This window comes from Streptomyces sp. ERV7 (assembly GCF_001653515.1).
GTDB lineage: Bacteria > Actinomycetota > Actinomycetes > Streptomycetales > Streptomycetaceae > Streptomyces.
Map to the genome: position 1 here is coordinate 53,394 of NZ_LYOY01000051.1, position 13,307 is coordinate 66,700.

A 13,307-nucleotide genomic window follows, 5' to 3' on the forward strand; every position below is an offset into this window, starting at 1 on the left:
TGAGTCTCATTACCATCCTTTTACGCGCATGGGGAAAGGGTCGTCCGACCCGGCAGGGGGAGCACCGATGACGGTTCACACGACGGCGGCGGCGCAGGCGGAGGCCGCAGTTCCGGCGGTCCGGGACCTGCGCGGCCGGGACGGTCGCTCTCCGCACACGCTCCGGTTCGCCGAGGGGGACGTGGTGGTCGTCTCCGGCCTGCCCGGCAGCGGCAAGACGACCCTGCTGCGCCGGGCGGTCACCGGCCTCGGCATCGACTCGCAGGACACCCGCCGCGCCTGGGAGGCCAGGATGGGCGGTGTGCCGTACGCGCTGTACCGCCCGGTGGTGCGGGTCGCCCACTTCCTCCGGATGCACCGGGCGCTGCGGTCGGGCGGGGGCCTGGCCGTCCACGACTGCGGCACCCACGCCTGGGTGCGCTGGTCGCTGGCGAAGGGTGCGGCACGCACCGGCCGCTCGCTGCACCTGGTGCTCCTCGACGTCACCCCGGAGACCGCCCTGGCGGGCCAGGTGGCCCGCGGCCGCAAGGTCTCCGGGTACGCCTTCGCCCGCCACTCCAGGGCGGTGCCCCGCCTGATAGCCGCGGTGGCGGAGGGCCGCCTGCCCCGGGGGGTGGCCTCGGCGGTCCTGCTGGACAGGCCGGCGGCGGAGACGGTGGACCGGATCGCCTTCGGGCCGGGCCCCGCTCGCCGCTAAGGTTTCCGTGCGGGGGATCCACACCCCCTCCAGGGGCGCGGACAACCGCGCGACCAGCCCACGACGGCCCGCGGAAAAAGGACTGGCACATGGAATTCCCGCACCCCCAGGGCGGCGGCTGGCCGGGCAACGAGCTGGAGGAGGCGCTGTCCGCCTCGCTCGGCGTCCCGGGCGCGGGCCCCCGGCTGATAGAGGTCCTGGGCCGCAACCCCGTCTGGGTCCCCCTCCCCAACGGCGGCGGCCGCGACAGCGCCGACCTCGATCTGCCCACCATGGAGATCGCCGGCGCCCCCTACGTCCCGGTCTACAGCTCCGAGCAGCAGTTCCTCCAGTGCGTCGGCCCGCACATGTCGTTCGCCGTCGCGCCCGCCGTCGAGTTCGCCCGGGGGCTGCCGCCGCAGCTGGGCATCGCGCTGAACCCGGAGGGCGCGATCGGCGTACCGCTGCCGCCGCCCGCCGTCGCCGAGCTGTGCCGCACCGGGCGCACCGTCCTCGACGGGCCCGCCTCCGGCGCCCGGGTGCGGCTCTTCGAGCCCGACTGGCAGGAGGACCCGGTGGACTTCCTGACCGCCGCGGCCGCCGAGTTCGAGGCCACCGGTGTGGTGCGCACCGCCCGTCGTGCGCTCGCCTCCATCGAGGGGGACGAGCCGACCCTGTTCATCGGCGTGGAGTTCTCCACCTGGGACGGTGCCGGGCGCAACGCCCCCATGGAGGCGCTGGGCCGGGCGCTGGGCCGGGTCCCGGTGGGCCGGCCGGTGAACCTGGTGCTGCTCGACGTGGCCCAGGACCCGGTGGGCGACTGGATGCGGGAGCGAGTGCGCCCCTTCTACACGCGGGCCACCCCTTAGTCCGCCCACGCGCGGGCCACCCGCCAGGACTCCCGCATAAGCTGGTTTCATATCCGTAGACCCTCCACGGCGGCACGCCTGTGCACCGGCGGCGCGGGGGAACGAAGAGGGGCGGGACCCAGGGTGAGTGCGTCAGGCACCGCGGCGGCCGGGCAGGTCGAGCACATGCTGCGCCAGGTGGCCCCCGGACGCTACGACGCGTACGAGGCGCTGCTGCACGCCCTCGCCGACCCCTCGTCCGGCCGGCTGTGGATGCTGCTGTGGCACGGCGGCCCCGGCGCCCCCGACGCCCAGTACGGGAACATGGAGGTCGACGGGGTGGCGTACGCGCCCTGTGTGACCTCCGCCCAGGAGCTCGCCACCAGTGGCTGGAACCGGGCCCACGAGGTGGTCACCGGCCGTGACATCGCCCGCGCCCTCTACCCCGACCGGTACGGGATCTGGCTCAACCCGCACGCCCCCGGCGGCGGGGTCGGCATCCCCTGGCCGGATCTGCGCCGGATCGCCACCGGCCTCGACCGGATGCCCGCGGGCCCGCTGCGGATCACCGAACCGGCTGTGGAGATCCCGCAGTTCTACGCCCTGCTCGCGCAGCACGCGCACCGCACCCCGGCGGTCCGGGCGCTGCGCCGCGCCTGGGTGCAGCCCGCGCTCGGCACGCCGTATCTGGCCATCGGCCTCGATCTCTACGACACCGGGCCGCAGTCCGTCGACGCGGTGCGCGCGATGATGCAGCAGTCGGTCGCCGCCGTCCCCGACGGGCTGCCGGTCTCCACGGTCGCCCTGTCCGACGAGTACGACCCGGTCGGGATGTGGCTGCGGGCCCACGGGCGCCCCTTCTACGACCGTGAGGCGCACGCGGCCCCCGCGGCCCCCGCGGGCGGGTACGGCTACCCTCCGGCCGCCCCGCGCGCCTACTGAACGCCATACGCGTCACACAACCCCCTAAAGCCGCACAAGGTCCACATATCAGGGGCATCACACGCCTCACGTGCACCACGCGTATCCCTATCCGGTGCTCCTGTCCCGGTTGCCCCGACTGGTCCACCCAATTCGGCCGTTCATCAAGGCAGTTGGGCGACATGACCGATCTGGTCGGTTAGTGCCCGACTGATCCGCTCAGACGATCACGACGTCCGCATAACGGAAGTCATCTGACCGCATCACGTTTAGGCAACCATTCACCGTCAGGTCTGGCGGGTGATCGCGAACGCGTTGAAGACTCCCGGCTAACAAGGGCCGGTTGGCCCGTCGCAGATCACCGCACCACCTGATGGAACAAGCCGCCACAGCGGCTGGTACGGGCCGGCCATCCGCCGGCCGGGAGGGGTCAGAGGCACTGTGACCGCACCGCTCGAGACCACCGGATCGGCTGCCGAGGTGCCGCCGGAGGCAGTACTCACGGGGGCCAAGCAGAGCCAGATCGAGGGCCGTTCACTCGGACAGATCGCCTGGACGCGCTTCAAGCGCGACAAACTCGCGGTCGCCGGTGGCGTCGTCGTCGTCCTGCTCGTCCTGCTCGCCGTTCTCTCCAAGCCCATCCAGTGGGCGTTCGGGATGGATCCGAACGAGTTCCACCAGGATCTGATCGACCCGGCCCTGCTGGCGCCCAAGGGTGCCTGGGGCGGGATGAGTTGGGAGCACCCGCTGGGTGTCGACCCGCAGTACGGGCGCGACATCCTGTCCCGGATCATCGAGGGCTCCTGGGTGTCGCTGCTCGTCGCGGGCGGCGCCACGCTGCTCTCGGTCGTCATCGGCGTGATCATGGGTGTCACGGCCGGCTTCTACGGCGGCTGGGCGGACACCCTGATCAGCCGTGCGATGGACGTCTTCCTGGCGTTCCCGCTCCTGCTCTTCGCCATCTCGATCTCCGCGTCCCTCCAGGACGGGGCGTTCGGACTGACCGGGCTGCCACTGAGGATCAGCGTGCTGATCTTCGTGATCGGCTTCTTCAGCTGGCCGTACATGGGCCGCATCGTCCGGGCCCAGACGCTCAGCCTGCGCGAACGCGAGTTCGTCGAGGCCGCCAAGAGCCTCGGCGCCCGCGGTCCCTTCATCCTGATCCGGGAACTGCTGCCGAACCTGGTCGCACCGATCCTGGTCTACTCCACGCTCCTGATCCCCACGAACATCCTGTTCGAGGCCGGACTCAGCTTCCTCGGCGTCGGCATCTCGCCGCCGCAGGCATCGTGGGGCGGAATGCTCTCCACCGCGACCGACCTCTACGAGGCGGACCCGCAGTACATGATCGTGCCGGGCCTGGCGATCTTCATCACGGTCCTGGCGTTCAACCTGCTGGGCGACGGGCTGCGAGACGCCCTCGACCCGCGAGGAAAGTAAGCACGCGGCACCTGCCACACAACGACACATCTGCCGCAACCATCCATAGAGGGGGCATTCCTCAGGTGAAGACGAGAAAAGCGACCGTTCTGATCGCTACCGCCGTGGCGCTGACACTGGGGGCCACCGCGTGCAACGACTCCAAGGACGACGACAAGGGCAGCGGCAAGGGCGGCAAGTCCGTCACTGACGCGGGCCTCAGCCAGATCGTGAACAAGTCCGACAAGAAGGGTGGCACCGCCACCTACGCCATGTCGGACGTCCCGGACTCCCTGGACCCGGGCAACACGTACTACGGCTGGGTGCAGAACTTCTCCCGCCTGTACGGCCGTACGCTCACCACGTTCAAGCCGGCCGCCGGCAAGGACGGCCTGACCGTGGTCCCGGACCTCGCGGAGTCGCTCGGCAAGCCCAGCGCCGACGCGAAGACCTGGACGTACACCCTGCGCAAGGGCCTGAAGTTCGAGGACGGCACGCCGATCACCTCGAAGGACGTCAAGTACGCCGTCGAGCGTTCGAACTTCGCCCCCGAGGCGCTGTCCAACGGTCCGACGTACTTCAAGTCCCACCTGGAGGGCGGCGACAAGTACGAGGGTCCGTACAAGAACAAGGACCCCAAGGGCATCGCGTCGATCGAGACCCCGGACGACACCACCATCGTCTTCAAGCTGAAGGACGCCTTCGCGGACTTCGACTACCTGGCGACCTTCTCGCAGACGGCTCCCGTGCCGCGCGACAAGGACAAGGGCGCGACCTACGTCCAGCACATCGTCTCCTCCGGCCCGTACAAGTTCGAGTCGTACGAGGAGGGCAAGGGCGCGACCCTCGTCCGCAACACGCAGTGGGACCAGAAGACCGACCCGGTCCGCCCGGCCCTGCCGGACAAGATCAGCATCCGGTTCAAGGTCAACGCGGTCACGGTCGACAACGACCTGCTCGCCGACAACCTGACCGTCGACGCGGCCGGCACCGGTGTCTCCCCGCAGACCCAGCCGAAGGTCCTCACCAACCCGAAGTACAAGTCGCAGACGGACGGCTCGTACGCCGGCGCGACCTCGTACATCGGTCTGAACGTGAACGTCGCCCCCTTCGACAACATCCACTGCCGCAAGGCGGTCCAGTGGGGCATCGACAAGGCGTCGATCCAGGCCGCCGCGGGTGGCGCGCCCAAGGGTGACGTCGCCTCGACGCTGCTGCCGCCGTCGGTCAACGGCTACGCCAAGTTCAACCAGTACGAGACCCCGGGCGACAAGGGCGACGAGGCCAAGGCCAAGGACGAGCTCAAGCAGTGCGGGCAGCCGAACGGCTTCTCGACCAGCCTGACGGCCCGCTCCGACCGCCCGTCCGAGATGGCCATGGCCACCGCGGTCCAGGCGTCGCTGAAGAAGCTCAACATCAACGCTGAGATCAAGTCCTTCCCCGCGGGCAAGTACTTCCAGAACTTCGCCGGCAACCCGCAGTACGTGCACGACCACAAGCTCGGCATGATCATGACCGCGTGGGGTGCCGACTGGCCGACCGGCTTCGGCTTCCTGGACCAGATCATCAACGGCTCGGCCATCAAGCCGTCCGGTGGCAACAACGTCCAGGAGCTGAACGACCCGGCGATCAACAAGGCACTGAACGACGCCATCGCCAACACGGACAAGGCCGCCCGTGAGAAGGCCTGGGGCGACATCGACAAGATGGTCGCCGAGAACGCCTCCGCCGTTCCGCTGATCTACCGCAAGAACCTGCTGTTCCGCCCGGCGTCGGCCACCAACGTCACCGTCACCCAGGCGTACCTCGGTATGTACGACTACCTGCTGATGGGTTCCTCCAAGTAAAGCGGTTGAACCCCCGAGTTCTTTGAAAGGCAGGTGAAGGCTCCGGTGCCCGCCGGGTCGGGAAGACCCCCGGCCTGGCGGGCACCGGTTGCCGGACAGCTGTGGCTGCGTACATCATCCGACGCGCTTTCGGCGCGGTGGTCCTGCTGCTGATCGTCAGCGCGGTCACCTTCGCGATTTACTTCCTGGTGCCCCGCCTCGCCGGCCAGACGATGGACCAGCTGGCCGCCCAGTACGTGGGCAAGGACGCCAATGCCAGTGCGATCGCAGCGGTGAAGAAGAACCTCGGGTTCGATCAACCGCTCTACGAGCAGTACTGGCACTTCATCAAGCAGATCTTCGTCGGCGCGACCTACCAGTTCGGGCCCGACGCCTCGGTCTGCAACGCCCCCTGCTTCGGCTACTCGTTCAAGAACCACGTCGAGGTCTGGCCGCAGCTGACCGACCGGGTCCCGGTCACCTTCTCGCTCGCCATCGGTGCGGCCGTCATCTGGCTGACCTCCGGTGTGGCGGTCGGTGTCGTCTCCGCCCTCAAGCGGGGCTCGTTCATGGACCGCTTCTTCATGGCCATCGCGCTGGCCGGCGTGTCCCTCCCGATCTTCTTCACCGGAATGCTGGGCCAGGGGCTGTTCACCGTCCAATGGCCCATCTGGTCCGGTGTGCACTATGTGCCCTTCATGGACAATCCAGCCGACTGGGCCTGGAACCTGCTGATCCCCTGGTGCAGCCTCGCCTTCCTCTACTCCGCGCTCTACGCCCGGCTCACCCGGGCCGGAATGCTGGAGACCATGGGGGAGGACTACATCCGCACCGCCCGCGCCAAGGGCCTGCGGGAGCGGACCGTCATCGGCAAGCACGGCCTGCGCGCCGCGCTCACCCCGATCGTCACCATCTTCGGCATGGACTTCGGTCTGCTGATCGGCGGCGCGGTCATCACCGAGCAGGTCTTCTCCTTCCCCGGCCTCGGCTTCTACGCGGTCGACGGCGTCCGGAACAACGACCTCCCGGTCGTCATGGGCGTGACCCTGGTCGCCGCCTTCTTCATCGTTCTCTGCAATCTGCTGGTGGACCTGGTGTACGCCGCGATCGACCCCAGGGTGAGGCTCTCGTGAGCGACCTGAACAAGACCGGCGCGGCCGTCGGCGAGCCGGTGGCCGAGCGCCCCGCCGACGCCGGGGAGGCCTTCCTCTCCGTACGGGACCTGCGCATCCACTTCGACACCGACGACGGCCTGGTCAAGTCCGTCGACGGGGTCAGCTTCGACATCAAGCCCGGCAAGACCCTTGGCATCGTGGGCGAGTCCGGCTCCGGCAAGTCGGTGACCTCGCTCGGAGTGATGGGGCTGCACCGCAGCGCCAACGCGAAGATCTCCGGCGAGGTGTGGCTGGACGGCGAGGAGCTGATCGGCGCCGACGCGGACCACGTACGGCGCCTGCGCGGCCGGAAGATGGCCATGATCTTCCAGGACCCGCTCTCCGCGATGCACCCGTACTACTCGGTCGGCGCGCAGATCGTGGAGGCCTACCGGGTCCACAACGCCGTCTCCAAGAAGGTCGCCAAGACCAGGGCCGTCGAGATGCTCGACCGGGTCGGCATCCCCGAGCCCGGCAAGCGCGTGGACTCGTATCCGCATGAGTTCTCCGGCGGTATGCGCCAGCGCGCGATGATCGCGATGGCGCTGGTCAACAACCCGGAGCTGCTGATCGCGGACGAGCCGACCACCGCCCTGGACGTCACCGTCCAGGCGCAGATCCTGGACCTGATCCGGGATCTGCAGAAGGAGTTCGGCTCCGCCGTCATCATGATCACGCACGATCTGGGCGTGGTCGCCGAGATGGCGGACGACCTCCTGGTGATGTACGGCGGCCGGTGCATCGAGCGGGGACCCGCCGAGAAGGTCTTCTACGAGCCCCAGCACCCCTACACCTGGGGCCTGTTGGGGTCCATGCCGCGCATCGACCGCGAGGAGACGGACCGGCTGATCCCGGTCAAGGGCCAGCCGCCGTCGCTGATCAACGTGCCGTCCGGCTGCGCCTTCAACCCGCGCTGCCCGTACGCGGACCTGCCCAAGGACAACGTCACGCGCACCGTGCGTCCCGAGCTCAAGCAGTGGGACGACGCCGAAGGGCACTTCTCGGCCTGCCATATGTCGCAGGAGGAGCGGACCCGTATCTGGACCGAAGAGATTGCGCCGAAGCTGTGAGCGAGAAGAAGTCCACGGAGGGCTCCAAGGGCCCTGAGACGGCGATTCCTGAGCAGTCGGCCTCCTCGCCCGAGCCGCTTCTCAAGGTGGAGGGGCTCACCAAGCACTTCCCCATCAAGAAGGGGCTGCTCGGCCGGCAGACCGGCGCGGTCAAGGCGGTCGACGGCGTGTCCTTCGACGTCCGCGCGGGCGAGACCCTCGGCGTGGTGGGCGAGTCGGGCTGCGGCAAGTCGACGATGGGCCGGCTCGTCACCCGGCTGCTCGAACCGACGGGCGGCAAGGTCGAGTTCCAGGGCCACGACATCACGCACATGTCCGCCGGGCGGATGCGTCCGCTCCGCCGCGACATGCAGATGATCTTCCAGGACCCGTACGGCTCGCTGAACCCGCGCCACACCATCGGCGGGATCGTCTCCACCCCCTTCCGGCTCCAGGGCGTCACGCCCGAGGGCGGGGTGAAGAAGGAGGTCCAGCGGCTGATGGAGCTGGTGGGCCTCAACCCCGAGCACTACAACCGCTATCCGCACGAGTTCTCCGGCGGCCAGCGCCAGCGCATCGGCATCGCCCGCGCGCTCGCGCTCAACCCGAAGCTGGTCGTGGCGGACGAGCCGGTCTCGGCGCTCGACGTGTCGATCCAGGCGCAGGTGGTCAACCTCCTCGACGACCTCCAGACCGAGCTGGGCCTCACCTATGTGATCATCGCCCACGACCTGTCGGTCATCCGGCACGTCTCGGACCGGATCGCGGTGATGTACCTCGGCAAGATCGTGGAGCTCGCCGACCGCAAGTCGCTGTACTCGGCCCCCATGCACCCGTACACCAAGGCGCTGCTGTCGGCCGTGCCGGTGCCGGACCCCAAGCGCAAGGGCGTCAAGAGCGAGCGGATCCTGCTCAAGGGCGATGTGCCCTCGCCCATCTCACCGCCGAGCGGCTGCCGCTTCCACACCCGGTGCTGGAAGGCGACGGAGGTCTGCAAGACGCAGGAGCCGCCGCTGATCGCCCTGAAGACCGGCCACCAGGTGGCCTGCCACCACCCGGAGAACGCACCGGACCAGGCTCCCGGCGAAGCGGTGCTGCCGCAGGCGCGGGAGACGGTCGAGGTGGTGTCGGTGTCGGTGACGAAGACCGAGGCCGCCGCGGACGCGGACACCGACACGGAGGCTCCGGCGGAGGCCGTGGCCGAGGCGGCCGAGACCGAGGTCGTCGAAGCCGAGGCGGCCACCGGGGCGGCGGAGGCCGAAGCGACCGCCGAGGCCGCCGAGACACCCGACGCATCCGGACCGGACGCCCCCGTTCAGGAGTCAACCGACAAGTAACGCATGACGGTTCGGCAAAGTCATGTTCACGCCGAAACGGGAGAGTGCAGAGTCTGCCTGTCCGTACGCACGGAAACGCGTTCGAAGGGCAGACTCATGGCACTCTCCCGTTCGGCACGTCGTACCTCGCGGCTGCTCGCCCTCGCCACCGCGGCGGCCTCGGCCTTCACCATCGCCGCCGCACCCGGCGGCGGCTCGCCCGGCGCGGCCGGGATCGGCGACCCCTACTTTCCCGACCTGGGCAACGGCGGCTACGACGCCCTCCACTACGACCTCGGCGTCAGCTACCACCCGGACTCCGGGCGGCTCGACGGACGTACGACGATCACCGCCCGCGCCACCCAGACCCTCACCCGCTTCGACCTCGACCTCCAGAAGCTCACGGTCGACGCGATACGGGTGAACGGCAGACCCGCCGACTTCACCCGCAACGGGGACGAGATCGTCGTGACACCCCGTCACAAGCTGCGCAAGGGGCAGGAGTTCGAGGTCACCGTCGCCTACGGCGGAGTGCCCGTCGCCCTCAACGGCCCCATCGTCTTCGGCTCCGACTACGGCTGGATGAAGACCAAGGACGGCGTCTTCGTGGCCTGCGAGCCGAACGCCGCCTCCACCTGGTTCCCCTCCAGCGACCACCCCGCCGACAAGGCCACCTACGACATCCGCATCGACGCCCCCAAGGGCCTGACCGGAGTCTCCAACGGCCGGCTGGTCTCGTCGTACGACCGGGGCGACCGCTCGTACTTCCACTGGCGCGAGAAGCGGCCGATGGCGACCTATCTGGCCACGGCGACCATCGGCAAGTTCGACGTGCGGACCGGGAAGACCCCGGCAGGCACGCCGATCTACGTGGCCGTCGACCCGGTGCTCAAGGGGCAGAACCAGGTCGACGTGTACGCGGTGACCGCCGAGGCCACCGACTACTGGTCCCAGGTCTTCGGCCCGTACCCGTTCGAGGAGACGGGCGCGATCGTCGACGACATGCCCCAGGCGGGCTTCTCGCTCGAAGTGCAGTCCAAGCCCGCGTACTCGGCGGTCCGCAACGAGACCACCATCGTCCACGAGCTCGCCCACCAGTGGTTCGGCGACTCGGTCTCGGTGGCGCAGTGGAAGGACATCTGGCTCAACGAGGGCTTCGCGAGCTACGCGCAGTGGCTGTGGGAGGAGCACAAGGGCCGGGGGACCGCCCATGACCTGGCCCGCGCCTACTACGACCGGGTCCCGGCCGACAACCCGTTCTGGCAGCGGGAGGTCGCGGACCCGCAGCGCGACACGATGTTCGACGGGGCCGTCTACCGGCGCGGCGCGCTGACCCTCCAGGCGCTGCGCGAGCGCATCGGCGACGGCGCGTTCTTCAAGCTGCTGCCCACCTGGACCAGGCAGCACCGGTACGGCAACGCCAACACGTCCGACTTCATCAAGCTGGCCGAGAAGATCTCGGGGCAGCAGCTCGACGACCTCTTCCAGAAGTGGATCTACACGACCGGCAAGCCGGCCTGGTAGGGGAGCGGCTGGCGCGAGAGCGGGAGCACCCGACACGTTCGAGCGGGGAACATGTATCGGGGTAAAAATGTCGGGTGCTCCACGAACTGTTCACCCCCTCCGTCCAGCATGCGCTCGACCTCGTCGGAATCTTCGTCTTCGCGATCTCCGGCGCGCTGCTCGCCGTACGCAAGAACTTCGACGTGTTCGGCATCGCGGTCCTGGCCGAGGTCACCGCGCTGGGCGGAGGGCTGTTCCGGGATCTGATCATCGGCGCGGTGCCGCCCGCCGCGTTCAGCGACCTCGGGTACTTCATCACCCCGCTGCTCGCCGCCGTCCTGGTCTTCTTCCTCCACCCCGAGGTGGAGCGCACCCAGAACGCGGTCAACGTCTTCGACGCGGCGGGCCTCGGCCTCTTCTGCGTCACCGGCACGACCAAGGCGTACGACTACGGGCTCGGCCTCACCTCGTCCGCCGCCCTGGGCCTGGCCACGGCGGTCGGCGGCGGTGTCCTGCGCGACGTCCTGGCCAACGAGGTCCCCTCGCTGCTCCGCTGGGACCGCGACCTGTACGCCGTCCCGGCGATCGTGGGCGCCGCGATCGTGGCGCTCTGCATCCGCTTCGACACCCTGAACGCGGTGACCAGCGGCTTCGCCATCGTCACCGCGTTCCTGCTGCGCCTGGCGGCGATGCGCTACCACTGGCGCGCCCCGAGGGCGTGGAACCGCAGGAGCGCGGCGGCGGAGGAGTAGGGGCCCGCCTCCCAGCGGAGACCTCAGAAAAAAAGCTACCGCTCAGTAACGTACCGGTGTACCTTGGCCGCATGGCACAGGCAACGATCGGGGACAGCGAGTTCGACCGGGACACCGCCGTCACCCCGCGCGAAGACGAAGACGGCGTCTACGACGCCCATCTCTCGGCCGGATGGACGATCATCCAGGCCGTGAACGGCGGGTATCTCCTCGCCCTCCTCGGCCGCACGCTCGGTCGGGCGCTCCCGCACGCGGACCCGTTCAGCGTGACGGCCCACTACCTCACGCCCTCCGCCCCCGGCCCGGCCGTCGTACGCACCCAGCGCGTGCGCACCGGCCGCACGCTCTCCACCGGCCAGGCCTCGCTCTTCCAGTACGACGAGAACGGCGCCGAGGTCGAGCGCATCCGCGTCCTCGCCTCGTACGGCGACCTGGACGCGCTCCCGGACGACGTGCGCACCACGGCCAAGCCGCCCGCGATCCCGCCGATCGAGCACTGCCTCGGCCCGGCCGACGGCCCCTCGCCGATCCCGGGAAGCTCGGCCATCACCGACCGGCTGATGCTGAAGCTCGACCCGACGACCCTCGGCTGGGCGGTCGGCGCGCCCTCGGGCAAGGGTGAGATGCGCGGCTGGTTCGGCCTGGCCGACGGCCGCGACGCCGACCCGTACTCGCTGCTGCTCGCGGTCGACGCCCTGCCGCCCACCGCGTTCGAGATGGGCCTGACGGGCTGGACCCCCACGGTCGAGCTGACCGCCCACATCCGCTGCCGCCCGGCCCCCGGCCCGCTGCGGGTCTCCATCACCACGCGCAACCTGGCCGGCGGCTTCCTGGAGGAGGACGCGGAGGTCTGGGACAGCGCGGACCGCCTGGTGGCCCAGTCCCGCCAGCTGGCACGGGCGCAGCGGTAGTCCCTAGGGGCTGTGGGCTGCGGGCCGTCTGTGGCGGCCCGCTCCGCCGGGGGGCGTGGTGTGACTGCGGGCCGTCTGTGGCTGGTCGCGCAGTTCCCCGCGCCCCTGAGTGCTCGTGGCTGAGCCGGGTTCTCCCGCTGCCCTACAGGGGCGCGGGGAACTGCGCGACCAGCCACGACGCACCCGCAGACGAACAGAACCGGCTCAATCCAGCCAATGCCGGCGGCCCAGCGTGACGAGCCGCAACTGCCGCCGCGCGGTGGCGATGACCGCCTCCTCGGCCCGGACGGCCGCGGCCTCCCCGTCGCAGGCGGCACCCGCCTCCAGGATCGCCGACGCCGTCATCACCATGTGATCGACGTACACCCCGGCCAGCATCCGCAGATCCTCCGCACTCCACCCCCGCGACTCCGGATCCGCCCCCAGCGCCGTGGCGACCTCCTCGCCGAACTGCTCAAGCTGCACACCGGTGGCGGCCCGCACGGGCGCCACCCCGCCATGCCGCTCCCGCGCGATGAAGCGGACGTGCGCCGGATGCGCCCGTACATGCGCGGCGATCAGCGACACGGCCCGGTCGATGCGCTCCTCGCTCCCGCCGGTCGTCACGATCGCCGCCCGGATCGTCTCGTGCAGACTCCCGAGCGCCTCCTCCACCAGCGCCACCCCGAGGTCGGCGGTGTCCTTGAAGTGCCGGTAGAACGCGGCGGGGGCGACCCCCACGGCCCGGGTGACCTCGCGAAGCCCCAGGCTGCTGAGGCTCTGGTGCTCCAGCAGCCCGAGCGCCGCGTCCAGGAGGGCCTGACGCGTCTTCTGCTTCTGGGCCTGCCGGATCCCGAGAGTGTGGCTCATACCACTCAGTAAACAGCTGTTCGCTCAATTTGGAAAGGCTAGACTGAGGAGTCAGTGAACAGTCGTACTCTGAAATCGACTTG

At 69.6% G+C, this 13,307-nt stretch carries 12 protein-coding genes; 11 read left to right on the top strand and 1 reads right to left on the bottom strand.

All coding sequences use genetic code 11. The features are described from left to right. Positions 1 to 67: 67 nt before the first annotated feature. The 11 genes from A8W25_RS23130 (at position 68) to A8W25_RS23180 (ending at position 12,375) form a co-directional block, all read left to right on the top strand. Positions 68 to 697 (top strand): AAA family ATPase, encoded by a 630-nt coding sequence (locus A8W25_RS23130; protein ID WP_067164543.1) that lies wholly within the window; start codon positions 68 to 70, stop codon positions 695 to 697. A gap of 89 nt (positions 698 to 786) precedes the next feature. Beyond that, a complete protein-coding gene (locus A8W25_RS23135) occupies positions 787 to 1,545 on the top strand; it encodes an enhanced serine sensitivity protein SseB (protein ID WP_067164545.1) in 759 nt (252 codons plus the stop codon). A gap of 123 nt (positions 1,546 to 1,668) precedes the next feature. Beyond that, positions 1,669 to 2,466 (top strand): enhanced serine sensitivity protein SseB C-terminal domain-containing protein, encoded by a 798-nt coding sequence (locus tag A8W25_RS23140; RefSeq protein WP_067164547.1) that lies wholly within the window; start codon positions 1,669 to 1,671, stop codon positions 2,464 to 2,466. A gap of 420 nt (positions 2,467 to 2,886) precedes the next feature. Further along, positions 2,887 to 3,885, top strand: a complete 999-nt coding sequence (locus A8W25_RS23145; RefSeq protein WP_067164548.1) for an ABC transporter permease — start codon at positions 2,887 to 2,889, stop codon at positions 3,883 to 3,885. A 65-nt stretch (positions 3,886 to 3,950) separates the two neighbouring features. Continuing rightward, the gene (locus A8W25_RS23150; RefSeq protein ID WP_067164550.1) at positions 3,951 to 5,711 is read left to right on the top strand and encodes an ABC transporter substrate-binding protein; all 1,761 of its coding nucleotides are present in this window, start codon (positions 3,951 to 3,953) and stop codon (positions 5,709 to 5,711) included. Positions 5,712 to 5,812: 101 nt separating this feature from the next. Then, positions 5,813 to 6,823: an ABC transporter permease gene (locus A8W25_RS23155; protein ID WP_067164552.1), complete on the top strand. Its 1,011-nt coding sequence runs from the start codon at positions 5,813 to 5,815 to the stop codon at positions 6,821 to 6,823. Beyond that, positions 6,820 to 7,914, top strand: a complete 1,095-nt coding sequence (locus tag A8W25_RS23160) for an ABC transporter ATP-binding protein (protein WP_067164554.1) — start codon at positions 6,820 to 6,822, stop codon at positions 7,912 to 7,914. Before A8W25_RS23155 ends, A8W25_RS23160 begins: the two co-directional genes overlap by 4 nt. Before the next feature lie 44 nt (positions 7,915 to 7,958). Then, positions 7,959 to 9,230 carry an ABC transporter ATP-binding protein gene (locus A8W25_RS23165; protein ID WP_067167081.1) on the top strand — a complete coding sequence of 424 codons (1,272 nt, stop codon included), beginning with the start codon at positions 7,959 to 7,961 and terminating at the stop codon, positions 9,228 to 9,230. Positions 9,231 to 9,326: 96 nt separating this feature from the next. Beyond that, positions 9,327 to 10,733: a M1 family metallopeptidase gene (locus A8W25_RS23170; RefSeq protein ID WP_067164556.1), complete on the top strand. Its 1,407-nt coding sequence runs from the start codon at positions 9,327 to 9,329 to the stop codon at positions 10,731 to 10,733. A 74-nt stretch (positions 10,734 to 10,807) separates the two neighbouring features. After that, positions 10,808 to 11,464: a trimeric intracellular cation channel family protein gene (locus tag A8W25_RS23175; RefSeq protein WP_067164558.1), complete on the top strand. Its 657-nt coding sequence runs from the start codon at positions 10,808 to 10,810 to the stop codon at positions 11,462 to 11,464. A gap of 71 nt (positions 11,465 to 11,535) precedes the next feature. After that, positions 11,536 to 12,375: a thioesterase family protein gene (locus A8W25_RS23180; RefSeq protein WP_067164560.1), complete on the top strand. Its 840-nt coding sequence runs from the start codon at positions 11,536 to 11,538 to the stop codon at positions 12,373 to 12,375. A gap of 204 nt (positions 12,376 to 12,579) precedes the next feature. Here the strand turns inward: A8W25_RS23180 and A8W25_RS23185 are convergent, their stop codons facing one another. After that, the gene (locus A8W25_RS23185; RefSeq protein WP_067164562.1) at positions 12,580 to 13,224 is read right to left on the bottom strand and encodes a TetR family transcriptional regulator; all 645 of its coding nucleotides are present in this window, start codon (positions 13,222 to 13,224) and stop codon (positions 12,580 to 12,582) included. Positions 13,225 to 13,307 lie beyond the last annotated feature (83 nt).